The sequence below is a fragment of the Mesorhizobium sp. M8A.F.Ca.ET.161.01.1.1 genome (genome assembly GCF_004792105.1).
GTDB lineage: Bacteria > Pseudomonadota > Alphaproteobacteria > Rhizobiales > Rhizobiaceae > Mesorhizobium.
Map to the genome: position 1 here is coordinate 187036 of NZ_SRTD01000007.1, position 25560 is coordinate 212595.

The window sequence follows — 25560 nt, forward strand, 5'->3', positions numbered from 1 at the left end:
CGTAGCGCTTCCCCTTGGGAATTGCGTAAAAACAAGAAGCTAGAGCGGGTCGGGCGATTCTTTCAAACGCTGAACCGCTCTAAGCCGCGTCGGCCGCGAATGGGTCTTCCACTTTCGGCCAATAGGGCGTCTTGAGCTTCGTGTAGGGGATCGCGGCGAAGTTGGGCTGGGTCGCACCGGGCGGCGCGCAGAACAGGATGCGCTTGGCGATCGGTGCGAAACCAGCCTGGAAATGGTAATTGGATTTGACGATGACGATGCGCCGCTCGCTTGGATCGAGACCGAGCGCGGTCATGCAGTCGGGATGGAAGACCTGCGTGCGTACCGTGTTGATGATCAGGTCGATGCCGCCGTCGGTGGTAACCCATGCCGCATCCCCGAGCGGCCACGGCATGGTGCCGAACAGCTGCGTCAGCTCGCGACCGAGGCCTTTTACCGTGACGCGCAGATCGACAGGCATGCCCGAGAACACGCCGCACTTGCCGCCGACCCGCAGGTTTATGGTACCGCCGACCCCGGCCTCGACGCAGAAGCGATAGGCGATCGGGTCCCAGTACATGGCGCTGGCCACGTTCCCGATGCCGCGCTCTATCAGCCGGCGCAGGATGTAGGTGGAGTCCCCCGGCGCGCCGCCGCCGGCATTGTCCGAAACATCCGCGATGACGATCGGCCCTTGCGGCTCGGCGAGCGCGATATCGAGCGCCTCGTCGATGCCGAGGAATTTCGGGATCAGGTCGTTGCGCAATGCGAAAAGCTGCTTGCCGAACCTTTCGGCTGTGCGCTCGGCAAGCGACTTGTCATCGTTGGTGACGACCAGCATGCGGGCTCCGACATCCTCGACGTCGCCATGCGGAAAACCATGTCCGAGCGAGACTGATAGTATGCCAGGTTCGGCCTCGGCGGCGATCATGCCATCGACGAAGCCGCGCATCGGCTGCTCCTGCACGCGGAAGGTGCTGATCATGCGGCAGTCGTAAAGCGCCATCACCGGCCTGACCTTGCCCTCCACCGTGTCGACGACAATGCGGTAGATCTCGCCGGCACGGTCCATGATATCGGTGTGCGGATATTCCTTGTAGGCCACGATAGCTGTGGCGTTGTCGACCATCTTCTGGGTTGTGTGGCAGTGCAGATCGAGCTCTGCCCCGATCGGGATGTCGGGCCCGACGACAGCCCTGACATGCGCGAGAAGGTCACCCTCGGTATCGTCATAGCCTTCCGCGACGAAAGCGCCATGCAGCGCCAGAAGCACGCAGTCGACCGGCATGGCGGCCTTGAGCTCGTCGAGGATCTCGTCGCGGAACTGCTCGTAGACATTGCGGATGGTTATGCCTCCGGGCTCGGCGCAGACGCACAGGCTTTCCACGATCTCGTGGCCGTCGGCCTCGCCGCGCTGACGCCACACGAACAGCTGGCAGGACGGCTCGTTCAATGCCTTCGAGGTGGCGTCGCCCCGCGCAATGCCCATTTCCTCGAAACTGTGGTAGCCGGTCGGGATGGGCGCGAACGTGTTGGTCTCGGTGTCCATGCCCGCTATGAAAATGCGCATTCTTTCGTCCTCAACCCAATTTTCGTTTAAGAAAAATCTTTTCTCATCATCAAACTATTATATGATTTCCGCAAGCACCTGGACCATGTAAAGAGCTGCGCCAGACCGCGTTCACGCGGCATCCGGCGGGTGGCACAGAATCGGAAATTCACATGCATCTTCACCCGCTCGACGATCTGGTGCTGGACGAAACCACCAAGGCCATTCCGCCAGGCGTTGCGGTCCGTCTTCATGATGTCGGTTCGATGGGCTGGAACCTCCTGCGCGGAGATGTGCCGCTGCCGGCAGCGGTCATCAGGGAGTCCGCGCTCGACCACAATTCGCGATGGATGCAACGTTTCCTCGCCAAGCGCAACGCGGTCATCGCGCCGCATGTCAAGACGACGATGTGCCCTCAGATCATGCAGAGGCAATTGCGCGACGGCGCCTGGGGCGTGACCGTCGCCACGCTGCACCAGATGAAGGTTTGCCGTCGGTTCGGCATCGATCGCATCGTGCTCGCCAACCAGCTTGTCGGACGGTTGGAACTGGACGCCCTGGTCGCCGAGTTGAACGCTTCGCCCGGCCTCGACTTCTACATGCTGATCGACAGCCTCGATGCCGTGCGGCTGGCGAGCGAGGCGGTCGACCGCTCCGGAACGGCCTCGCGGCCGATCCAGGTGCTGGTCGAGCGCGGCTATCCGGGCGGCCGCACCGGTTGCCGCGACAACGATGCGGCGCTCGAGGTGGCGCGTGCCGCGCATGCCGCGCCGCAACTGCGGCTCTGCGGCGTCGAGGCTTTCGAGGGATTGATCAAGCCGAAGGACGGTGGCCCGGCACAGGCAGTCGCGGATTTCGTCGACGAGATCGGCGCGCTCTACGAAGCATGCGCCGGCGAAAACCTGTTCGAGCGCGCGCCACCGATCGTGACGGCCGGCGGTTCGTCGTTCTACGACATCGTCCTCGATCGCCTCGCCGGCAGCGGCGCGCAGGTGATGACGCGCAGCGGCTGCTATGTCAGCCATGACAGCGGCATCTACCAGGCAGAGCAGAAGCGCATCCTCGCCGCGACCGGCGAGAACGAAGGTCTGGTCAACGCGCTGGAAGTCTGGACCCATGTCCAGTCCTGCCCTGAACCGGGGCTGGCCATCCTGACCGCCGGCAAACGAGACTTTGGAACCGACTCCGGATTGCCGGTGCCGCTGCTCATGTCGCGCGACGGCGGTTTGCCGGAAACGCTGACGGGCTGCGAGATTTTCGCCAGCAACGACCAGCACGCCTACATGCGCGTCCCGGAGACGGTTTCGGTCAAGGTCGGGGATCGCATCGGGCTCGGCGTATCGCATCCCTGCACAACCTTCGACAAATGGCAGATTCTGTTTCTGGTCAACGACGAGTATGACATCGTCGGCGCGCTGAAGACCTATTTCTGACCAACCCACCGACGCAGAACGGTCGCAGCGCGATTGCGATGGCTCTGTCGGGGGCAAGTATTTGTCGGCGGCGGCCCGCCATGGATCGGACGGGCCGCGCCTGTTTCGCTCAATGGTCAGACGACAAACCGTATCGCGCGCTGAATGTCGAAGAAATTGTCCGCCTCGAAACGAAGCGTGCGCGGGGCGGGATGCTCTATCCCCGGATACCAGCTTCCCCTGTAGGCTTCGATCGGGGTGGTGTATTCGACGATGAGCTCGAACCGGTCGGCCAGCTTCGGCAGGCATTTCGACAGATCGCGCGAAAGCGAGGCTTCCACCGTCTCGCGGATGGCCTTCACGGCGCCTTGAGGCGAGAGCGAAGACGTGGCCGGCCCGAACCCCTCGCTGGTGGCAACGGTTGATATCTCGGGCACCAGCGCCTTCGCCTCGCCGCACATGCCGGCATCGCCAGACAGAAAGACGGACGGCACGCCGTAACGGGCGGCGCAGTGCGCGTTCAGCGTATATTCGGATGCCACTTCCCCGTTGATCAGCATCCTGGAAACGGTGCCGGTCAGCGTGTGCGCCAGCGGGTTCGTGTCGGTGCCGGCCTTGTTGTGGTAGCCGGTATAGAGAGCGGCATCGAAGGTGTCATCGATGCCGAACATCATCGCATCCGGATGGCCGCTCCAGCCGCGCACGATGCGGACATAGGCTGGAAGCTTGGACAGGATCAGGTTGCGCGCCGTCGAATGGGCGTCCTTGACGACGATTTCGGTCGCGCCCGCCGCCTTGGCGCCTTCGCAGGCCGCGACCAGTTCGTCGGTCATATATTCCCGGAACTCGGCATAGTCGGGATTGCCCTTGCGCGCCTCGTCCCAATTGGTGATGCCGGCCGTGCCTTCGATGTCGGCGCTGATAAAGACTTTCATGTGCTTGCCTTTCGATTTCAGAGAAAGTCGCCGCGCACGCGGCTTGAATGGCGTCCGGGCCCGTGCGGTTGACGCGGCCCGCGCGGCGATGGCTGCCCGGGCGTCTTAGGCCGCCATTTCGGCCTGCCGGCGCTCCAGAAACATGGGGCCGACGCGGATGCCGCGGCGTCCATTGTCGTCGATGGCACCCAGCTCGAGAATCTCCTCCTCGTAGAGCAGCCCGTGCATGCGGAACCGGCCCGCATCCACCGGCTCGCAGCTATGGGTGCAGAAATACTCGATCAGGCATTTCAGCTGGCCATGGCTGTAGGTCAGATAGGTGATGTTGAAGTCCGGCCCGTATTCGCCCAGGTGCGGCGCGATCTCCGGCGGCACCTTCTCGACCGGCAGACTATCGACACGTGACCAGGTCGCCCCTTTCCAGTCTAGCTGGTTGGCCTTCGAGAAGGAGAGATTCATGTGCGCATAGTCGGCGCCGCGACCGTAGATGCGTCCGTCGATGACGAAGTCATTGCCCGAGACCGGGCGGATCTGCAGCGGCACGCCCTCCCCCATCAGGTAGAGCTTGCCGTCCTTGTTCTTCACCTCGACGACCTCGCCGCCCGCCTCGTGACGATAGAGGCCGGGCAGGCTTGCGAACTGGTCTTCGGTGATGGGCGGCGGGGCCTGGCCGCGAAGCGGCATGCGTCCCATGCCGCAATCTGCGAGGGCGATGCGCAAGCCATCGCCCGCCAGCCGGGAGGCTATCTGATTGGCGAAATCAAGCGTGGCGAAGATCAGGACGCCGAAGCCGGCCCTCGGCAGGAGCATCATCTGCGACGCATAGCCATAAACCGCGCCGCCATGGCCGACGGAGGTCCACCCGTCCATGTCGCCGACGCCGAAGCACAGCCCATACCCGTTGAGGTCCTTGTTGTGGCCTTCGGGGCGCTTGCCGATCGGGGTCCACATCTTGCGCAGCGATGCGGGGCTGACGATGGCATCGCCGTTGGGCGCGAAGCCGCCCCGCAGCAGGCACCGCGTATAGTTGGCCATATCGGAAGTGGTGGAGAATATGTTGCCTGCGGGCGATCCGCCCAGGTTGAACACCGGCGCGGGGCTATCCCCGTCCAACGTCCACATGTCGGCCGGCGCCAGCCTTTCACGGATGCCGGGGGCCATGCCTGACGACGTGTCGTTCATGCCCAGCGGCTTCAGAATATTCTCGGTGATGTAGTCGGCGTAGCTCTTTCGCGTCACCCGCTCGATCACCATGCCGACCACGGCGATGCCGGCATTGGAATAATGCATGATGCCGGCGCTGGGATCCTGCTTCAGCGTGGATGTGGCAAGCTCGGCGACGGTGTCGGCCAGCGGCGGCTTGAGTGAATCCAGATAGTGTCCGCTCTTGGGTTCGCGCACGATCCCGGCGGTGTGGCTCATGAGCTTGGCCAGGCTGATCTGCGAGCCGTGGGGTCCGCTTTCACGCCCGGCGAACGGATTGACCGGGTGAAAACCGGGCAGATACTCCGAGACATCGACATCAAGGTCGACCAGCCCCTTCTCCACGAGTTGCATGATGGCAACCGACGTGAAGGTCTTTGTGATCGAGCCGATGCGGAAACAGGTGTCGTCCTTCATGTCGAAATGGCGATCGTGCCGCTGTATGTGGCCGTGCGCCATGAGGCCGTCCCGGTCGATCAGGGCATAGGAGATCGACGGGATCGCCTTGTCCTCCACCTCGTGGCGGATAAGGTCTTCAAGAAGCTCGATGGCGTGGGGGGAAAGCGAAGACACGAGGATACTCCCTGATTTCAATTTGTATGGCGGGGATCGAGAATGTCGCGCAAAGCGTCGCCGACGAGGTTCCACGCCAGCACGAACAGGAAGATCGCGGCTCCCGGGAAGGCAAGCGTGTACCAGTACTGGAACGGGTTGCCGGGCTGGCCGACGATCCAGTTGCGCGCATAGGCGATGAACTGCCCCCAGTCGGCGTAGCCTTCCTCCGTGCCCACTCCGAGGAAGCTCAGGGCGGACGCGGTGAGCACCATCGAACCCGTGGCCATGGTAGCCAGAACCAGCACGGGGAAGAACGCGTTGGGCAGGATGTGGAACACGATCAGCCGGAAATCGCCGGCGCCGTAGCTTCTCGCCGCATTGACGAAATCCATCTCGCGGATCCGCAGGATTTCACTGCGCACCACACGCGCGTAACCCATCCATCCGAACGTCGTCAGCGCGACGGTTATCGGCCCGAGCCCCTTGCCGAGCAGGGCAGTCAGCACCATGGCGGCGATGAGGAAGGGAACCGCCATGAAGACGTCGACGATACGCATCAGCACTTCGTCCACGATGCCGCCGTAAAAGGCCGCGAGCGATCCGATGATCGTGCCGATCAGCACCGAGATGGCGACGACGCCGAGGCCGATCTTGAAGGCCGTGCGGGTGCCCCAGATCACGGCGTAGTAGATGTCGTACTGGCCTTCGGTGGTTCCGAAGATGGCCTCGGGCGACGGCGGTTGCGGCGTTGCCAGGAAGCCCGCTCTCGGCGTGTCGTAGACCGACATCTGGAATTCCTGCGGCGGTGCGAGCACAGGCGCGAAAATCGCGATCAGCACGAATGCCAGCAACAGCAGCACACCAACCAGCGAGATCGGGTTACGCTTCAGATAGCCAAGGGCTCTCATCGCCTCTTCACCCTCGGATCGAGCAGCGGATAGATCAGGTCGACGGCCAGGTTCAGCACCACGAGAACGACCGCGAAGTAGAGGCCGAAGCCCAGCACCGCCGGAAAATCCAGATTGGCGGCAGTCTTGGCCGCGAACTGGCCGAGGCCGGCATAGTCGAAGATGGTTTCGGTGATGACGACGCCACCCATCATGGCGGCCAGCTCCATTCCGGCGATCGTCGTGACCGGAAGCAACGCGTTGCGCCTGGCATGATGCAGTTCCACCACGCGCCGGGACATGCCCTTCGCGCGTGCCGTGCGGACATAGTCCTGGCGCAGCGTTTCCAGCATCGACGTGCGCATGACACGCGTCATGTTGGCAAGATTGACGTAGGTCAGGGTGATGACGGGGGCAGCGAGATGCCTGAGCGTATCCCAGAAAATGGCCAGATTGCCGTTGAGCAGCGCGTCGATCGTGTTCGCGCCGGTGTAGCGGGTGAAGCCGGGCGAGGTGACGGCGGCCTGGGCCCACTGGCTGAGGCGCCCGGGCGGGAACCAGTCAAGCGCGGAGTAGAAGATCAGCAGCATCAGCAGTCCGAAGACATAGACCGGGAATGACCAGCCCAGGATGGTGAAGATGCGGATCACATGGTCCGGCCAACGGTTGAGATGGATGCCGGCCCGCGAACCCAGGTAGATGGCGAGCAGAAAGCCAGGAATGAACGCCAGCAGGACCAGTTCCAGCGTCGCGGGCAGCAGGGAAGCCAGCGCGTGGGCAACAGGCTGGCGCGCGGTCTCGGACCAGCCCAGATTGCCCGTCAGGATGTTGCCGATCCAGCGTCCGTATTGAATGTAGAAGGGATCGTTCAGCCCATACTGCTCGATCATCCTGCGAATGCTGTCCTGGCCGCCCTTGAGGAAGTCCGGGGACGGCGCGTACGCCGCCAGGCGCTGGGTCGGCGACAGCGACATCTGCAGCGCGAAAAGCATCAGCGACAGGGCGAAGAGAACGACGGGCAACATCAGGAGCCGCCGCAAAGCGTAGTTCAGCACATCAGCATCCGCACCATGAGGAATAGCCGTTTCACCGGGCGACGATGGCACCCGGTGAAACCCGAAGCTCTTTAATCGGCCTTCTTGGTGACGGGATAGAAATCCCAGGCGCCGTAGAGGATCATGTTGTGCACGTAGCCGTCGATGTTGCTGCGGGTGACGATGTACCCGAAGTCCTCCCAGAGGAACTGCGTGGTGGCATAGTCGTAGGACATGTCCTGCAGCTTGGCATAGATCGGCTCGCGCACGGCGGGATCGCTCGAGGCCCAGGCCTGGTCGAGAAGCGGCTTGAACTTCTCCGCCATCAGGTCGCGGTAGCCTTGGCCGAGCATGCCGCCGACAAGACCGGTCGGGGACAGATAGTAGGTCGCGGCACCCAGCGGACCACCCGGGTCGGAATAGTCCGGTCCCCAGCCCATGTAGGTGAGCGGCGAGGCAGGCTTTTCACGGTTGTTGAGCTTGTCCGAGATCGAGGCCCAGGGCAGCGACTGGATTTTCATCTTGAACTTCGGATTGATCCGCTGCAGTCCCTGCTGGAGCGCGGAAAGTGCCGCCGTGCCTTGCGGCGTTCCTTCCTGCACATAGGCCGTGAAGGTGAATCCGGTATCCCACAGCTTGCCGCCGAAGGCCTTCTTGAAGTGCTCCGCGGCCTTTTTCGGATCGTAACTGTAGATCGGCGAGTCGGCGCGGTAGCCCATGATGCCGCGCACGGTCGGGCCGCGCGCCTGCACGGTCTTGCCGAGCAGGGCCTGCTTTATCAGCGCATCGTAATTTTGCGAGTAGTTGAAGCCCTGGCGGACATCGATGTCGGAGAAGAAGTCCGGCGGGATGCCGTTGCCGTCCAGCTTGCCGCTGCCGATGGCGGGGTTGTCGGCATCATCCAGCGGCCACGCGAAATAGAGGCCACGGCTGAACACCTTGGGCAGGCCGTCGATGACCTTGACACCATCCGTCTTGGCGAGCTCGTCCAGGAACTCGACGGGCGTCGTCACGAAGTCGGCATCGCCGGACAGCAACTGCAGGCGACGCGTGGTCCATTCCGGAACCGTGCGCATGACCACGCGCTCGAGCGAGGCCTTGCCCATGAAGTAATTGTCGAAACGCTTCAGCGTGATGCGGCGATCGGTGCGATCCCATTCGTCGAGCATGAACGGACCGGTCCCGTTCTCCTGGGCGAACAGCGGATCGTCGCCGAGTTCGGGACGGTAGTACTTCTTCCAGTTGTCCCCGTTGCCATCCCACCCGCCGACCGAGGCGACCCATTCCTTGTCGACGATCGAAGCACCGAACGGCAGCGCCAGAACGCCAAGCGTGGCGGGGAAGGATTTTGGCAGCTTCAGCGTGACATTGTCACCCTCGACGGTGATCTGCGACGCGAGTTCGTCATAGACCTTGCGTAGCGCTTCGGGGCTGGCATCCTTGATGTCCGATACCTTGCCTTCGGCTTCGACCCATTTGGCGACGTCGGTGTATTTGCTCGCCGTCACCACCTCGGTGATGGCGTTGGACATCCATGACTGGCCCATCAGGATGGCGCGCAGCAGCGAGTAACGCACGTCTTCGGCCGTGATCTCGCCATAGCCGGGCTCGATCTTGGCCTTCTGCTCGTCAGTCAGCCCGTCATAGTACTGCCAGGTGATCTTGCCGTCGTCGCCCTTGACGCCGACCTTGTGGGCGTGGACGCCCTTCCGGATCGGGAAGGTGTAGCTGACCGAACCGTCCGCGTTCTGCTTGATCAGGCCGTTTTCGAGGCTCGGCACTTGCGAGGACAATGAAGGCACGAATTCGGAAATCTGGGAGCCGTTGTAGTTCAACAGGCGGCTGTAGACGTTGAGCACGCCGTAGGAGCTCGGCGTGTTTGCAATGTAGGCCGGATCGAACGACTGAACATCGTCAGTCCAAAGAAACACAAACGTTCCGGGATTCTTGGTTTCTGCAACGGCGGACGACGCAAAAGCGCCTATGCCCATGCAGAAGGCTAATGCCAAGGCACGTTTCATTTTCATGAATATGTTCCCACAATTGACTCGAGGTCTTTTTATCGTTGCGTGCGAAAGCTAGGAGCAGGCTTGCGCCACTGTCCAATGCGTAGATAGGATCGGTTATGCGAATAATGCATGAGGTCGACTGTGGAGCTGGCGTGGTTTGAAGACTTCCTCGAGATCGCAGCGACGCGGAATTTCTCGACCGCCGCGGCGTCCCGAAATATCTCGCAGCCGGCCTTCAGCCGGCGCATCAAGGCGCTGGAGGCTTGGGTCGGCGCCGAACTTATCGACCGCAGCACATATCCGGTGCACCTCACCAGCGCGGGCGCCATTTTCGTTCCGCGCTGCCAGGAAATGCTTCGCGACATGTACCGCCTGCGCACGGACTGCCGCAACGCCGCCGGCGCCAGCTCACGGCTTCTCACTTTCGCCGCGCTTCATACGCTGGCTATCTATTTTTTTCCCAAGTGGATCAGCCATCCCGAAATGCCAAATGCGCCGGTCCGCAGCAGCATGCACACGGGCGACTTCCTGGAATGCGTTGAGCACCTGTCGTCCGGCAAATGCGACTTCGCCATCACCTACGATCACCCTGACGGTCCGCCGGTCCTCGAGGGCGGACCCTTCGAATCGCTTCAAATCGGCAGGGATCGCCTCGTTCTGGTGTCTGGTGTCGACCAGACGGGAGCGCCGCTCTTCGATGTCGATGTGCCGGAAGGCACCAGGATTCCCTACCTCGCCTATTCCTGGAGCGACGGCTATCTCGGCAAGCTGATCTCGCTCATCCAGTCGCGCTGGCGGCGTCCTCTCAATCTCAGCATCGTCTACCAGTCCTCGCTTGCCGAAGGCCTGAAGCAGATGGCGATCGCCGGGCAAGGCGTGGTCTGGCTGCCGCAGATCTGCGTTCACAAATCGATCGCCCAGGGCGAACTCATCCAGATTGGCGGACAACAGCTGTCCCTGGAGATCGAGATCAGGATTTTCCGCCGTGTGGGCTCGCGCAGCCGGGACGGCGAAGCGCTGTGGAAATATCTCTCGCGAACCGCCGAGCAGGCGCGCGGACGCACCCTGGTTGATCCGACACTGACCATGCGCTGAGCGGATCGAGGGTCCATTGGCGAGTTAATGCGAAATCCGACAGAGCGATGCATAGATTGCATAACTTCGGGTGGAGCGCCGGGAAGCCTGACAATCGCAGGGCCGATGCCGTCTGGCGAGGCATTCCGGGCCATTCCAAGGCATGGCTTCCAGGCGACCGGGTGATGGGCCCTATTGACAGCCCACATGCTCGCTGCGTTCGATACCGAGTGTCGCGACCATTGCGCCTGGAGTGCCTTTTTGACCGTCAAGTCCGCCGCCACAGCGAGCCTTCCCGACGATGTGATCCTCTCGGTCGAGGACCTTGAAGTCTGCTTCGGGGCAAGGGGGACAAAGGTGGTGCCGGCTGTTCAGGGCGTATCGTTCCAGATCAAGCGTGGCGAGACGGTGGCATTGGTGGGCGAGTCAGGTTCGGGCAAATCGGTCACCGCCATGACCGTAATGCGCCTGACCGAATATGATGGCGCCAGGATCACGGGCGGCCGCATCCTGATGAGGCTCAAGGACGGCGGCGTAGCCGACCTGACAAGGCTTTCCGAAAAGCGCATGGAGGGGCTCCGCGGCTTTGAGTTCTCGATCGTGTTCCAGGACCCGATGTCGAGCCTCAATCCGGTGTTCACCGTCGGCGACCAGATTGCGGAGGTGATCACGAGACACCAGGGCAAGTCGCCGCGCGAGGCGCGCGACATCGCGCTGAACGTGCTCAAGCTCGTGCGCGTGCCCGACGCCGCCCTCAGGCTCGACCAATATCCGCACCAGTTGTCCGGCGGCATGCGCCAGCGCGTCATGATCGCCATTGCACTGGCGTGCCGCCCCTCCTTGATGATCCTCGATGAGCCGACCACCGCGCTCGATGTCACCATCCAGGCGCAGATTTTGGATCTTGTCCGCGCACTGCAGCGCGAGATCGGCATGTCTGTTCTTTTCATCACCCATGACATGGGTGTGGTCGCGGAAATCGCCGATCGCGTCTGTGTCATGCTGAAGGGCGAGATCGTCGAATCGGGCTCGGTGAACCAGATTCTCGTGGATCCCCGACACCGCTATACGCGCGCGCTGATCTCGGCGGTGCCGAGGCTGGGCAGCATGGCCGACAAGGATGGGCCCGAGAAATTCCCGCTCGTCATATACAATGCCGAAGTCTCGCAGCCGGAGGTTTCGGCATGAGCGTCGCACCGCTCGCAACGGACAGAAAGCCGCTGGTCGAGGTCCGCGAGCTTGTTACGCGTTTCGACCTGCGGGGCGGTATCTTCGGCGGCATAGCCGGCCGGGTCCATGCGGTGGAGGGCGTTTCCTTCGATATTTTCCCGGGTGAGACCCTGGCGTTGGTGGGCGAATCGGGCTGCGGCAAGTCGACCGTGGCGCGCAGCATCATGCAGTTGGACAAGCCCTTGTCCGGCGCCATTCGTTATGACGGCAAGCAGATGATCGGCGCGGGGCGGGCAACCCTTGCGAGCTTCCGGCGCGAGGTGCAGATGGTCTTCCAGGACCCGTTCTCCTCGCTCAATCCGCGGATGACGATCGGGCAGGCCCTGACCGACCCGATGCGCGTCCACCGCATAGCGCGCGGCGGTGAGCTGCTGAATCGGGCGGCGGCCCTGCTGGCAAAAGTGCATCTGCCGCCGGAACATCTCGAACGCTACCCTCATGCCTTCTCGGGCGGTCAACGGCAGCGCATCTGCATCGCCAGGGCTTTGGCGCTCGATCCCCGCCTCCTCATCGCCGATGAGGCGGTCGCCTCGCTCGACGTCACGATCCAGGCTCAGGTCATCAACCTGTTGATGGACCTGCAGCGCGAGATGGGCATCGCCATCCTGTTCATCAGCCATGACATGGCCGTGGTCGAGCGCATCGCGCATCGCGTTGCCGTCATGTACCTGGGCGAGATCGTCGAGATCGGCGACCGCCGATCGGTCTTCGGCAATCCTCAACACCCTTATACGCGCAAGCTGCTTTCGGCGGTTCCCGTCGCCGATCCGGCGCGACGACCGGTTGGACGCGAACCGATGTCGGATGAGATTCCCAGCGCGGTACGCGGCGTTGATTTTGTTCCGGTCCGTTTACCCATGAATGCCGTTTCGCCGACCCATTTCGTGCGCGAGACGGCCTGATCGGACCGCTGTTGACGGTGCTTGGCGCAAAAAGCCGGCAGCCTTGGGGCCGGTATATGTATCCGGAATGTTGATTTTACTGAGGTTTTCGTGAGCCAAAATCGGAAATCTTTCCGTGCCCGTGTGGTTCCGAGACAGCCTAAAAGTGGCAGGCATAGGCGGACCGCGAAACTGGAATGATGCCCAGCCGATTGTTTCCAGAACATCCAAGCCGTTGATCCAGCTGCATTTTTTGTTTATGGCGCAACGCCAGCCGCCCACCTCGCGCCCAAGTTCGCATAGACGCGCGGATCACGGCCCGGTCATCGAGGGTAGCCAGCGCCGGGTCATCGAACTGCCAGCCCAAGAGAGAATTGGAGGCCAGGGCGATCCACAAGCAACTGGTCTTGCACACGCCCTCCCGCGGGCGCTGCGGTGTGAGCGACGGCATCCACTCGATTCTTGCTGAAATTCCAGCTAGCCTAGGCGACAAATGGCTCAGTTCAGGTCGATGAATCTCAATCAGACCGCCCGTCAAGAGATTGATGGGCAGCACCTTTGGTCCCAAGACCGAGAGCAATGGGGCGAAATGAGTTCTACAACAAAATGGGCCGTGCGACTTCCGGCGACCGATCAATTGGCTATATGGGCAGGATAATTCGCCTTCACCGCTCCGAAATCAATGGAGTTCGGAGACACCGGAACTTTTTGGAATCAAGAGGGATGATTTCTGCCGATCTTTTGGATACCACGTTCCCCTTCGATCCAGACACCAACAGGGCGTCTCGGCCCGCTCCCGCCGAGGCGATATTCGTCATCCAACAAGTTTCGGACTCAGGCAATCAGAAAGCCTGCCTGACAGGCACACCACGGAAGCAATACAGATCGAAAATGGCGGCCTCATTTTTCAGAACCAGGATGCTTTCGAAGCCGGCGCGCCGCTCACGGTCCTCAAGGCGAGAATTCTAAGAGACGTTCAACAATGACCCAGCACGCAGAAAACGCTCGAATTCTCATGTACAGCCACGACACGTTCGGGCTCGGCCACTTGCAGCGCTGCCGGACTATCGCGCATTCGCTGGTCGAGGATTTCCGCGGACTTCAGGTGCTTATCATTTCGGGTGCGACCATCGCTGGCGCCTTCGACTACCGGGCCCGTGTCGACTTCGTGAAGATCCCCAGCGTCATCAAGTTGCGCAACGGCGAATACACCTCGCTGGAAAAGGATATCGATCTGCATGAGACGCTCAGGATGCGCCAGTCGATCATCCGCCATACGGCCGAGACCTTCCGGCCGGATATCTTCATCGTCGACAAGGAACCGCTCGGCCTGCGCGGTGAGATTGAGGATACGCTGTCCTACCTCAAGACGCGGGGCACCACGCTGGTGCTTGGCCTGCGCGAGGTGATGGATGCGCCGCACCTGCTCGAGGCAGAGTGGGCGCGCAGGGATGTGATGCGCAAGATAGGCCTGTTCTACGACAAGGTCTGGGCCTATGGCCCGCCGGATTTCTACGATCCGTTGACCGGCTTGGATGTGCCGCCGGCTGTCAGGGCAAAGATGAGGTTCGTCGGCTTCCTGCAACGGAGCCTGCAGCGGAACGAGTTGCCTGGCCACCGGCCCGAGGGCGACTATATCCTCGTTACCACCGGTGGCGGCGGCGACGGTGCCGAATTGATCCACGACGTCATCGATGCCTATCATCAGGATCCGCAGTTGCAGCACAGGGCGCTGATCGTGCTCGGGCCTTACATGCCGGCGCGCAAGCGCAACAAGCTGCTCAGGAAGGGGTCCAAGATCCCCTACATCAAGATCATCGAGTTCGACAATCGCATGGAAGACCTGATTGCCGGCGCCAAGGCGGTAGTGGCGATGGGTGGTTACAACACCTATTGCGAGATACTGTCTTTCGATAAGCCGGCGCTGATCGTGCCGCGCATAGAGCCCCGCCAGGAACAGCTGATCCGCGCTCGGCGCGCAGCCGAACTCGGCCTCATCGAGATGCTTTTGCCGGAGGAAGCCAAGGACTCCCAGCGGTTTGCCGATGCACTGGTGGCGCTGCCGGACCGGTCCCGCCCCTCACAGAGTAATCCGCATCTGACGCTGGAAGGGCTGCCGCATATTTCCGAGATTGTCGCGGAACTGCTGGACCGGCGGGCCGGCCATCACCTTTCGGTTGTTGAAGGAACCATCTGACTTGCAACATCGCAAGATCGTCGTGGTTCTGAAGGGCTATCCACGGCTGTCGGAAACTTTTATCGCGCAGGAACTGCTCGGCCTCGAACGCGCGGGGTTCGACTTGATACTCGTCGCACTCAGGCGGCCCACCGACGCAAAACGCCACCCCGTGCATGACGAGATCAAAGCGCCCGTCCACTACCTGCCGGAATATCTGCACGACGAGCCGCTGCGCGTGCTTCGCTCGCTGTTTGCTTGTTTGCCGCGGCCGGGTTTCTGGCGCGCGCTCGGATCGCTGGCCGCCGATATCCCCCGCGACTTTACGCGCAATCGCGCACGCCGCTTCGGGCAAGCGCTCGTGCTGGCGGCAGAATGGCCGCAAGACGCGGGGTGGTTGCATGCCCATTTCGTGCACACGCCGGCATCGGTGACACGCTATGCCAGCCAGCTTCGTGGCCAGCCGTGGAGCTGCTCGGCCCATGCCAAGGATATCTGGACTTCGGCGGACTGGGATCTGGCCGGCAAGCTTTCCTCGGCGCGTTGGACAGTCACTTGCACGAAAACCGGCTTCGACCACCTGAAAAAACTCGCCAATGGCAACTCGTCCGTGCATTTGAGCTATCATGGGCTCGACCTTGACCGCTTCGGCAGTTTCAGTGCGGCGCGAAAGCAACATGACGGCTCGGCCCAGGGCGGACCGGTCATCATTCTGAGTGTCGGGCGCGCCGTCGCAAAGAAAGGTTACGACACCTTGCTGGGAGCCCTTGCCCTGTTGCCTGGCGATCTGGACTGGCGTTTCGAGCATATCGGCGGCGGCGAGGAACTGGAACGGCTCAAGGCGCTGGCGAAAAGGCTCGGACTGGATGGTCGCATCTCCTGGAAAGGTGCGCTGGCGCAGAAGGAGGTGCTTGAGCACTACCGCCGCGCCGACATCTTTGCCCTGGCCTGCAGGATCACCGCGGATGGCGACCGGGACGGTCTGCCTAATGTTCTGGTGGAGGCGGCCAGCCAGCGGCTTGCCTGCGTGTCCACCGATATTTCCGGCGTTCCGGAGCTCTTGTCGTCGGATGAAACCGGGCTGCTGGTTCCGACAGAAAACCCGATTGCCCTGGCACAGGCGCTGGAGCGCCTGATCCGTGATCCCGTGCTGCGCGCCCGCCTCGGCGACGCCGCGGAGGCGCGCGTGCGCGGCAATTTCGATCATATGGCGAGCATTGGACAGCTCAAGGAACTGTTCGAGCGCGAGTGGCGGGCCGCCGGTTGAAGCAGCTGCGTGCGTTCCTCTATGTCCAGCACCTGCTCGGTATCGGCCATCTCGCACGCACCAGCCGCGTCGCGGCGGCTCTGGTCGATGACGGGTTTGAGGTAACCGTCGTGACCGGCGGAGCGCCGGTCTCCGGGTTTCCGGGACCGGGGGTAAAGTCCGTAACCCTGCCACCTGCCACCTCCGGTGATGAGGGATTTTCCGGGCTTGTCGACTTGCAGGGCACCCCCATCGACGATGCTTTCAAGAAACGGCGTTCAGAAATGCTGCTGCGGGCATTCCGGGATTGCAGGCCTGATATCGTCATTGTCGAGGCGTTTCCGTTTGGACGCCGGCAGATGCGTTTCGAATTGTTACCGCTGATCGAGGCCATCGCCGCGACGTCGCCCAGACCGCTGCTGGCGACGTCCGTCCGTGATATCCTCCAGGAGCGCGTCAAGCCGGGCCGAAACGAGGAAACAGTCGATCTCATCAACAGGCATTTCGACCTGGTCATGGTCCACGGCGACCCGGCTTTCGCGACCATCGACAAGACATTTCCACTGGCCGGCGCGATCAGGGCTGAGGTCACCTACACAGGGCTCGTCGCGGCGCCGCCATCGCCCGCGGCCTCCGAGCGCTTCGACATTCTGGTGTCGGTTGGCGGCGGGGCTGCCGGAAAGAGCCTTGTTCACTCCACCATCGCAGCGGCGCGGAACGCCAAAAACGGTTGGAAATGGTGTTTGATCACCGGCCCAAACCTGCCGAAAGCCGAGTTTGACACGATCGCACGCGATGCCACGCCTGGCCTGTCCATCTTCCGGTTCCGAGAGGATTTCGCCAGCCTGCTGACCGGCGCCCGTCTGTCGGTCTCGCAGGCGGGTTACAACACGGTCTGCGATGTGCTGCGCGCGGGTTGTCGCTCGCTGCTTGTTCCATTTGCGGCCGGCGGGGAAACCGAACAGACGGTCCGCGCCCTGATGCTCGAAGAACTCGGTCTGGCAACGGTGTTGACCGAAAAGGACCTGACGCCTGAAGGTCTGGCGCAAGCGATTGAACAGGCGTTTGGGGCGCCGACGCCAGCCGCGCACCGTCTCGATCTGGAAGGCGCGCGTCGCTCGGCGCAGATTCTGCGTCAGCGGTATCGAACCTGGCCGCCGAAATCCTGACGCGGGCCGCGCCTGGGTTGGATTCGCGCAAAAGCGCGTCAAACAGTTCCAATCAGCATGAAGCGCGTATATTTTTTGGTCGGCAGTTCACCGGAGAACCGCACCTCCCGTAGCCCCGCCATTGCTTCGAAGGCTGCCAGTGAAGCCACGCAGTTGATATGCGTCGGCTCGCTGAAATAATCGTTGGATTGCAGCAGTACGTTCGTGCCTCGCGGAAGCAGGGCAAGCCAAGCACCCAGATCAGCTATGTGTTCGCAGCTCGTGTTGACCACCAGGTCGGGCCGCCCGGCCGCATAGTCGAGTGCGTACATATCCTCCGTCAGCGCCCGGAAGCGGTCGCCGGCTTCCCGGTTGAGGGTCCGGGCGACCGGCCCGACTTCAGGATCGATGTCGATGCTGTCGATCGCCGCAATGTCGAAACGGGCGTCGTTGAAAAGCATCGCCGGCAACACGCCGTACCATCCACCCAGAACCCATATGCGCCCGAACCGGCCGCCGCAGCTTTCGAACAGCCCGTCGAGCGCCCACATCTTGCAGGCGACCTGCTTGTGGTTGAAGGCGTTGGCGATATCGGCCTTCGGGTGCTTGGCGATGACGCGCGCCAGCCCTGCCACGAGAGGGCGATCGACATAGGCCGCAATTCCTCGGGTGAGGTCGAAGGCTTGCTCGTGCCAGTCCATGCCGGCATTGCGCGGTTGCGTGACATCCATCATATTCGCCTTGTATGTTGGGATTTCGGGCGACACAACGCAATCTTGCTGAGCGCAGCACTGCCTCCGTGCACTGCAGCTTCGAGCTTGTCATTGGCGACGAAGAAATTGCCGATACGCCATTCGCCAGCAGGTGCTTTTACATCCAGCACCCTTCCAACTGAAGGCTCCACGATCGCATATGGAACCCAGCCTAGCCCGCTACATCTGGAAGCACACCAGGAAGCAGCAGATCTGGATATTGTTGATCGTCTTGCTTTCGATGATCCCGTATTTCATGTCCTTCGACCTGCCGAAGCTGATCGTCAACGGCCCGATCCAGGGCAAGGGGTTCGAGCAACCGGGCGCGACCCTGCCCTTCATGAGGCTGCACTATAACCTGCCGTTCATTGGCGAGGTCCTGTTGTTCTCCGGTTTTCAGCTCGGCCGCAAGGCGACGCTGCTTGCCCTGAGCATTGTGTTCCTCTTGCTGGTCGTCATCAACGGCCTGTTCAAACTCTACATCAACACCTACAAGGGCCGCCTCGGCGAACGCATGTTGCGCCGTATCCGCTTCGATCTGGTCGATCGTGTGCTGCGTTTTCCGCCGATTTACTTCAAGCGGGTGAAATCCGCCGAGGTGGCGACCATGGTGAAGGACGAGGTGGAGCCGCTGGGCGGCTTCATCGGCGATGCCTTCCTGCAGCCGGTGCTGCTCGGCGGCCAGGCGCTGACGGCCATGCTGTTCATCATGGTCCAGAACGTCTGGCTCGGAGCGATAGCCATCGTGATCGTGGTGATCCAGATCGTGCTCATCCCGCGCATGCGACGGCGACTGCTCGTGCTCGGGCGCCAACGGCAGTTGACGGCACGCGCGCTTTCGGGCCGGGTTGGCGAAATCGTCGACGGCATCGGCGCTGTTCACGTCCACGATACGTCGAACTACGAGCGCGCCGACATAGCTGCCCGGCTCGGGCTCATCTTCAAGATCCGCTTCGATCTTTACCAATGGAAATTCATGGTAAAGTTCCTCAACAATTTTCTGGCGCAGCTCACGCCCTTCCTGTTCTACATGATCGGCGGCTATCTGGTCATCGCGGGCCGGCTGGACGTCGGCCAACTCGTGGCCGTGATCGGCGCCTACAAGGACCTGCCTGGACCGATGAAGGAACTGATCGACTGGGATCAGGATCGGCAGGATGTCCAGGTCAAATACCAGCAGGTCGTCGAACAGTTCACCGTCGAGGATATCATTGCGCCGACGATCGGAGCACTGACGATCGACAATCCCGGTCCGATGACAAACCCGTTGTCGGCGGTCGGTCTGTCAATGGCGGACGATGGCGGTGCAATGCTCCTCAACCGGATCTCCATGCAGGTCAAGCCGGCCGAGACGGTGGCGCTGGTCAGCACCCCGACAGGTGGAGCGGAGGCGCTGGCAGAAGCCTTCGCGCGGCTGAACTGGCCGGAAAGCGGAAAGGTCGCTTCGGGCGCCGATGACCTGCTTGAGCTCCCCGAAGCAGTGACCGGCCGGCGCATGTCCTACGCCTCGTCGGATGTTTTCCTGTTCCAGGCAAGTCTGCGCGATAACCTGCTCTACGGGTTGAAGCATGCACCGCTGACATCGGTGACTTATGACGGCGCCGCGGCGGACCAGCAGCGCTGGAACATCGACGAGGCGCGCCGGTCGGGCAATCCGGATCTCGATATCCACAGCGACTGGATCGACTATGCTTCCGCCGGTGCTACCGGCCCGCACGACCTCTTCGAAGCGGTGCGCCGGGTGCTCGACGCGGTTCTTCTGTCGCGCGACATTCTGGATCTTGGCTTGCGTTCTTCGGCCGACCTAACGCGTCACACGAAGCTTGCCGGGCGTATCGTCGAACTGCGTGCAGCGCTGCGAACCCGGCTCGAACAGGAAGGGCTGCGCGAACTGGTGGTTCCTTTCGAGCCGGGCGCTTACAACACGGAAGCGACGATCGGCCAGAACCTGCTGTTCGGCGCTGCCGCCGGCCCCGAACTGGCCGACAAGGCTCTGGCGGCCAATCCCTATTTTGCTTCCGTGCTGAAGCAAGCCGGCCTCGACCGCACGCTCTACGAAATGGGCATGGAGATCGCCGAACAGGCGATCGAGCTGTTTGCCGACCTGCCGCCCGATCACCAGTTCTTTCAGCAGCTCGCCTTCATGAGCGCCGAGGAGATCCCCGCCTACGAGACCTTGCTGCAGCGGCTCAAGAACCGGTCCTACGAGGCGGTTTCGGAGGCCGACCGCGCCATGATCATCACTTTGAGCTTTGCCTATATCGAGCCCCGGCACCGCTTCGGCCTGCTGACCGACGAGCTGATGAGCAAGATCGTCGCCGCACGCAACCAGTTCTATGAAAACCTGCCGCCCGAGCTGCAAAACGCGATCGAACGGTATGATCCTGCCAAATATATCGCCGCGGCCACCGTCATGGACAATGTCCTGTTCGGGCGTCTGGGCAACAACCATCCCGACGCGCCGGACCGCATACGCTCCATCGTCTATGAAATTCTTGACGAGCTGGGGCTTTATGCCGAGCTTCTGAATGTCGGCTTGGATTTCAACGTCGGTGCCGGCGGCAGGCGGCTGACCGGTGGACAGCGACAGAAGCTCGATGTTGCCCGCGCCCTGCTCAAGCGTCCCGATTTTCTCATCCTCAACCGGCCGCTGTCGGCGCTCGACCAGCGCATTCAGGAGAAGGTGCTGCGAAACGTGCTCGAGGAAGCCAGACGCGACGGCCATTCGCCGGCAATTGTGTGGGTCGTGACGAGTCCGGCAATGGCCACAGGGTTCGATCGCGTTATCGTCTTTGACTCGGGTCAATTGGTGGAAGACGGTACACACGAGACACTTTTGGCAGGAAACGGTATCTTCAAGGAACTTCTGTCATAGTCTGGCAGACGCGAATTTAGGAAGGTTTGCGACAATGCTGCTCAAGGATGAAGTCGGAATGCTGCAACGCGTTCCCTTGTTCTCTGGCATTGAGCCGGCAAAGCTCAAGCTGCTCGCGTTCACATCCGATCGCGTGAAATACAGCGCCGGCCAGATTCTTTTCCGGCAGGGCGACGAGGCGGACGCCGCCTATGTCATCCTTTCAGGCAGCGCGGACATTCTGGTCGATTCCGATAACGGGCCGATAAAAGTTGCCGAACTGCTGCCAAATTCGATCGTCGGCGAGATCGCCATATTGTGCAACAGCTCCCGCACTGCCGCCGTCAGAGCGGCAACTGATCTGGAGGCCTTGAGAATCCGCAAGGATCATTTCCTGAGGCTTATGAGGGAGTTCCCGGAAATGACGATCGAGATATTGCGGGTTCTTGCCGATCGGCTAAGCCATACGACCGCGGATCTGATCGACGCACGAACCGCCTAGAGCTACGATGGGCGAAAGTAGTATGGACGACGATTTTTTCCTGGTCAGATTTTGGGGCGTGCGCGGCAGCATTGCGGTATCCGGGCCAGAATTCGCTCGCTATGGCGGCAACACAGTCTGCATTGAGATGCGATGCGGCAAGCATACGCTTCTGTTCGACGCGGGCTCTGGCCTGCGGCCTGCCGGCAGGGCGTTTCAGGCGGCGGATATGACCGATTTCGACCTGCTTTTCACCCATTGCCACTACGATCACATCATCGGGCTGCCGGCTTTTGCGCCGATCTTTGACCCGAGCGTCAAGCTTACCATTTGGTCCGGGCATCTTGCCGGGCGCATGACGACCCGGCAGATGATCGATGAGTTCATACGGCCGCCGTGGTTTCCGGTGAAAATGGACGTCTGCAAGGCAAAGCTCGACTGCCGCGATTTCGTGTCCGGAGACGTGCTTCGGCCGCGCGAAGGGGTCGTGGTTCGGACCGGCAGCCTTGCCCATCCGGGCGGCTGCATAGGCTACCGGGTCGAGTGGGGCGGCCGCATCGTGGCGGTGATCACGGACACCGAGCACGAGCCGGGCAAACTCGATCAGTCGGTGCTCGGCCTCATCGACGATGCCGACCTCGTCATTTACGATTGCACCTACACCGAGAAGGAAATGGAACGCCGCCGCGGTAACGGCCACTCGACATGGCAACAGGGCGTCAAGCTCTGTGAGGCGGCCGGTGCGCGGGGGCTCGCGCTATTTCACCACGATCCGGCACGCACCGACGAGCAACTGGACGAGATGGAGAAACTGGCCAAGGACCGGTTTGCCGGCGCGTTTGCCGCGCGGGACGGCCAAACGCTCGAATTTCCAGTGCAGAAAAAGCGCTGAGCTATTTTCCTCCAGAGCCCTGTCCTGATGGATCGCGGCGTTCGATCAATGTGCTGATCGGAAGCCAGGCGCAGGATTCAGCCCGTGCGGTGACTGCGAATAGCCGTTCGAGGAAAAGCCATGCCGATTCATCATGGACGAGATGGTGCGTGAGCAGGCCGACCGGCTCGCCGCCGTCGAATGCCTGCTGCAATTGCGCGATAATGGCCTGAACCAATAGGCCATGGTCGCGGCAGCCGCGAGTGCCATGCCAGTCCATGATATCGACATTGCTGTTGATGACCGCCAGGGGAGCGGGCTTCGGCGGGCCGAAGACCGACAATGCCGCAAATCCTATAGATCCAAGGACGGATACCACGCCGGCGTCGATCCTGTTCCAGGGCGGGACCAGCATCGGAACGGCACGTGCGCCGTGCAGGCCGGTTACGCGCGACAGCCCGCGGGCCAGATCATCGAGCACCGCCTCGGGTGGGCGATGTGCGCCGAGCTCCTGCTTTTTCTGGTCCTCGGGCGCATGATTTCGGTGCGCCCAGCCATGGATGGCGACCGTGGCATGCGGCGCCTCGTCAAGCCGGACGACAAGTTTCCCATCAGTCAGGGCCGGGATGACGGCCAGCGTGACCGGAACCGCGAATTCACCGGTCAGGTCGAGCAGCCGATCAAGCGCCGGCGTCGGATCCACGGCGTCGTCGTCGCGCAGCCAGAACTCCGCCCTGCGGCCCGTCCGTCGCAGGCGCGCCAGCTCTTTCACCAAGGGCTGCCAGATCGGATCAGATGTCATGAGACCGGGATCTTCTCGAGAAGTTCGGCCAGCCGCGCCGCTGCAGTACCGAGGGAACGTTCTTCGAGGATGAAACGTCTGGCTTCTGCGGCCATGAGGGTTCTTTCGTCGTTACGGGCCAGAAGCCTTTCAATGGCGGAAGCGAACGCCGCCACATCGCCCGGCGGGGTGAGAAACCCGGTCTGGCCATCCCGCACGACCTCCGGCACGCCGGCGATGTTCTGGGCCACCACCGGAAGGCCGGCGGCCTGTGCTTCAAGATAGGCCACACCATAGGCCTCGCCGAACCCGGGCCAGACGTAAATTCCCCCTCTGTAAAGGGCATCCGGCACGGCTGCCGGCTCGATCGCGCCGAGCCATTCGATACGCTCTGCGGGCAAGCCGGCGAATTGCGCCTTGACCTCGTCACGGGCAGGCCCCTCCCCGACGACCGACATGGTCCAGGGCAAATGGCCGATCGAACCGAGCGCTTGCGCCAGCATGCGATAACTTTCGACTTTGTCACCCGGGCGCATCATGGCGACTGTAACCAGGCGCGTCGGGCAACCCCGTGCCGGCTTTTCCCGGAATGCCGATGTGTCGATGAAGGGCGACAGTATGCCTAGGGAGGCATCGGGAATGGCATCTGCCAGTCCCTGGCGATCCCTTTGCGTGAAGCAGATGTTCAGCGCTGCCTGTTCGATGGCTCGCACCACCAACGCTTGGCTATCGGCCCACAAACCAGCGTTGCGCCGCCTGGAATAGGAGGCTTCCGCTGTCACATAGGGGACAGCAAAGGCCGACGCCAGCTCGGGTCCGATCAGGTCGGGCGCCTTGTAGTAGGGATGATAGGAGAACCAGAGGTCGGGCTTGCCGTCACGGTGCCAAAGCTTTGTCAGCCGAGTGGCTTCCTCTCGGGCCTCGATCTTGAGCGCATCGAAACTTTTCGACTCCGGTTGGCGTAGATAGAAACGCAATTCGGATGCCAGTTGGACGCTATGCCCTCCATGCTCCAGCGCCTTGACCAGCATCCGCGCCATCTGGCGGTCGCCGGAGACAACGGGATGATTGGGTGACTTCAGCGGCGCATAGAAGGCAATTCGCATCGCGCGACCCTATCATCGCAAAGCCAGGGCAAGTCAATTTCGAAGCACGATCGACTTCACCTTCAAGCAGTGGAATGTGCTATCTGATGCTCATGGAAATAGCTGCCGCTTCCGACCCGTTTGTGGCTTCTTTGCCGGTCTTCGCAAAGTTCGAAAGCGTTGCCGATATCGATAACTATCGACCTCTCCCCGATGGCTGGGCGATCGCCACCGCCGACATCGTCGGCTCGACCAAGGCGATCGAGGCCGGGCGCTATAAAACCGTCAATATGGCCGGCGCCAGCGTCATTTCGGCGCTGCTCAATGCGCTGGGTCGGCAAGACCTTCCCTATGTCTTCGGCGGTGACGGCGCGCTCGTGGCGTTCCCCGGCTCGGCGCTGGAACTCGCCCGCAACGCGCTGGCTGCTGTCCAGAGATGGGTGGCGGACGAACTGGACCTGACCTTGCGTGCGGCAATCGTGCCGATAAAGGATATAAGGGCGCAAGGCCTCGACGTCCGCGTGGCGAGGTTTCAGGCCTCCGAAGCGGCCTTCTATGCCATGTTCGCCGGCGGCGGCGGCAGTTGGGCGGAAGCCGAGATGAAAGCGGGGCGCTACCGCATCGATCCTGCGCCGGCCGGCGCGCGGCCGGATCTGACCGGCCTCTCCTGTCGCTGGAACCCGATCGAAGCCCGGCATGGCGAAATCGTCTCGATCATAGCCGTACCAGGGCCGGCGCGCGACTTGCGCGGTTTTCAGTTTCTGGCTTCCGATATCATCGCCCTCGCCGGCAGGCAGGAACGCGATGGTCACCCGGTGCCGGTGGACGGGCCGGACTACAGTTTGCTGCCCGCCGGCCTCGATGTCGAGGCGCGTGCCGCGGCGCCGCCGGGGCGGCGGTGGTTGGCGAAGCTGTGGGTAATCTTCCTGATGACGCTTACGGCTGTCGCCGACAGGTTTGGCTGGACGATCGGCAAGTTCGATCCGAAGGTCTACAAACGCGACGTGGCCAGTAATTCGGATTTCCGCAAGTTCGACGACGGCTTGAAGATGACCATCGATGTTGACGCGGATGTGTTGCAACGGATCGAGAACCGGCTGAAACAGGCAGAAGAGGCGGGCATCTGCCGCTATGGCCTGCACCGCCAGCAGTCGGCCTTGATGACATGCCTCGTAATCTCGCCGCTACAGCCCGATCACGTTCATTTCATCGATGGCGCCTCCGGTGGCTATGCGATGGCTGCCGCAAGCCTGAAGGCGAAGGTGCCTGTCTGATGGCGGCTTGCCGAAATCGGTTCTCCGCAATATGCCTTTCTGACCGTCGACACACGCAATGTATTTGGCCGCCTCGGGCTGGGTCGAGATACGGTGGTAAAGGCCTGACGGCGTCTGAGCCGGGCAATTTTTGCCCGATGTCAG

20 protein-coding genes are annotated in these 25560 nt (G+C 62.0%); 11 read left to right on the forward strand and 9 right to left on the reverse strand.

Annotated features, from left to right (window positions below; all coding sequences use genetic code 11):
• Window positions 1-79 precede the first annotated feature (79 nt).
• Window positions 80-1549, reverse strand: coding sequence for a M81 family metallopeptidase (locus tag EN804_RS19140; protein ID WP_135920786.1), 1470 nt, complete (start codon window positions 1547-1549; stop codon window positions 80-82).
• Window positions 1550-1701: 152 nt separating this feature from the next.
• Between EN804_RS19140 and EN804_RS19145 the strand changes: the two genes are divergently transcribed.
• Entirely contained in the window at window positions 1702-2961 is a 1260-nt protein-coding gene (locus tag EN804_RS19145; protein ID WP_135920788.1) for an amino acid deaminase, read from the forward strand.
• A gap of 116 nt (window positions 2962-3077) precedes the next feature.
• On the opposite strand, the gene EN804_RS19150 is transcribed toward EN804_RS19145, so the two are convergent.
• From EN804_RS19150 to EN804_RS19170, 5 genes are all read right to left on the reverse strand, one after another.
• Entirely contained in the window at window positions 3078-3875 is a 798-nt protein-coding gene (locus EN804_RS19150) for a M55 family metallopeptidase (RefSeq protein WP_135867331.1), read from the reverse strand.
• A gap of 105 nt (window positions 3876-3980) precedes the next feature.
• Window positions 3981-5651, reverse strand: a complete 1671-nt coding sequence (locus EN804_RS19155; protein WP_135920790.1) for a serine hydrolase domain-containing protein — start codon at window positions 5649-5651, stop codon at window positions 3981-3983.
• A gap of 17 nt (window positions 5652-5668) precedes the next feature.
• Window positions 5669-6541, reverse strand: coding sequence for an ABC transporter permease (locus EN804_RS19160; protein ID WP_056570727.1), 873 nt, complete (start codon window positions 6539-6541; stop codon window positions 5669-5671).
• Window positions 6538-7575 (reverse strand): ABC transporter permease, encoded by a 1038-nt coding sequence (locus EN804_RS19165; RefSeq protein ID WP_246693452.1) that lies wholly within the window; start codon window positions 7573-7575, stop codon window positions 6538-6540. Before EN804_RS19165 ends, EN804_RS19160 begins: the two co-directional genes overlap by 4 nt.
• Before the next feature lie 71 nt (window positions 7576-7646).
• Window positions 7647-9485 carry an ABC transporter substrate-binding protein gene (locus EN804_RS19170; RefSeq protein ID WP_246693453.1) on the reverse strand — a complete coding sequence of 613 codons (1839 nt, stop codon included), beginning with the start codon at window positions 9483-9485 and terminating at the stop codon, window positions 7647-7649.
• Between the two features lie 207 nt (window positions 9486-9692).
• On the opposite strand from EN804_RS19170, the gene EN804_RS19175 reads away from it, so the two are divergent.
• From EN804_RS19175 to EN804_RS19200, 6 genes are all read left to right on the forward strand, one after another.
• Complete coding sequence (locus EN804_RS19175; RefSeq protein ID WP_245464375.1) at window positions 9693-10658, forward strand: LysR substrate-binding domain-containing protein; 966 nt, start codon at window positions 9693-9695, stop codon at window positions 10656-10658.
• A 240-nt stretch (window positions 10659-10898) separates the two neighbouring features.
• Entirely contained in the window at window positions 10899-11825 is a 927-nt protein-coding gene (locus tag EN804_RS19180) for an ABC transporter ATP-binding protein (protein ID WP_245464376.1), read from the forward strand.
• Entirely contained in the window at window positions 11822-12769 is a 948-nt protein-coding gene (locus EN804_RS19185) for an ATP-binding cassette domain-containing protein (RefSeq protein WP_135920793.1), read from the forward strand. The genes EN804_RS19180 and EN804_RS19185 overlap by 4 nt, the downstream gene beginning before the upstream one ends.
• A gap of 961 nt (window positions 12770-13730) precedes the next feature.
• Window positions 13731-14945, forward strand: a complete 1215-nt coding sequence (locus EN804_RS19190; protein ID WP_127870132.1) for a glycosyltransferase family protein — start codon at window positions 13731-13733, stop codon at window positions 14943-14945.
• Between the two features lies 1 nt (window position 14946).
• On the forward strand, window positions 14947-16191 hold the full coding sequence (locus tag EN804_RS19195) for a glycosyltransferase family 4 protein (protein ID WP_135920795.1): 1245 nt from the start codon (window positions 14947-14949) through the stop codon (window positions 16189-16191).
• Window positions 16188-17339, forward strand: coding sequence for a glycosyltransferase family protein (locus tag EN804_RS19200; protein WP_135920804.1), 1152 nt, complete (start codon window positions 16188-16190; stop codon window positions 17337-17339). The genes EN804_RS19195 and EN804_RS19200 overlap by 4 nt, the downstream gene beginning before the upstream one ends.
• 38 nt (window positions 17340-17377) lie before the next feature.
• Here EN804_RS19200 and EN804_RS19205 read toward each other — a convergent pair whose 3' ends face one another.
• Window positions 17378-18049, reverse strand: coding sequence for a class I SAM-dependent methyltransferase (locus EN804_RS19205; RefSeq protein ID WP_135920806.1), 672 nt, complete (start codon window positions 18047-18049; stop codon window positions 17378-17380).
• A 181-nt stretch (window positions 18050-18230) separates the two neighbouring features.
• Here EN804_RS19205 and EN804_RS19210 point away from each other — a divergent pair, with 181 nt between their 5' ends.
• The 3 genes from EN804_RS19210 to EN804_RS19220 are packed head-to-tail and all read left to right on the forward strand — an operon-like array spanning window position 18231 to window position 22297.
• Window positions 18231-20945 carry an ABC transporter ATP-binding protein gene (locus EN804_RS19210; protein WP_135920808.1) on the forward strand — a complete coding sequence of 905 codons (2715 nt, stop codon included), beginning with the start codon at window positions 18231-18233 and terminating at the stop codon, window positions 20943-20945.
• A gap of 34 nt (window positions 20946-20979) precedes the next feature.
• A complete protein-coding gene (locus EN804_RS19215; protein WP_127275928.1) occupies window positions 20980-21426 on the forward strand; it encodes a cyclic nucleotide-binding domain-containing protein in 447 nt (148 codons plus the stop codon).
• A gap of 22 nt (window positions 21427-21448) precedes the next feature.
• Complete coding sequence (locus EN804_RS19220) at window positions 21449-22297, forward strand: MBL fold metallo-hydrolase (protein ID WP_127870126.1); 849 nt, start codon at window positions 21449-21451, stop codon at window positions 22295-22297.
• A 1-nt stretch (window position 22298) separates the two neighbouring features.
• Here the strand turns inward: EN804_RS19220 and EN804_RS19225 are convergent, their stop codons facing one another.
• Window positions 22299-23078 carry a polysaccharide deacetylase family protein gene (locus tag EN804_RS19225; protein ID WP_127870125.1) on the reverse strand — a complete coding sequence of 260 codons (780 nt, stop codon included), beginning with the start codon at window positions 23076-23078 and terminating at the stop codon, window positions 22299-22301.
• Complete coding sequence (locus EN804_RS19230) at window positions 23075-24163, reverse strand: glycosyltransferase family 4 protein (protein ID WP_135920810.1); 1089 nt, start codon at window positions 24161-24163, stop codon at window positions 23075-23077. The genes EN804_RS19225 and EN804_RS19230 overlap by 4 nt, the downstream gene beginning before the upstream one ends.
• A gap of 74 nt (window positions 24164-24237) precedes the next feature.
• Here EN804_RS19230 and EN804_RS19235 point away from each other — a divergent pair, with 74 nt between their 5' ends.
• Window positions 24238-25416, forward strand: a complete 1179-nt coding sequence (locus EN804_RS19235; protein WP_127275924.1) for a DUF3095 domain-containing protein — start codon at window positions 24238-24240, stop codon at window positions 25414-25416.
• Window positions 25417-25560 lie beyond the last annotated feature (144 nt).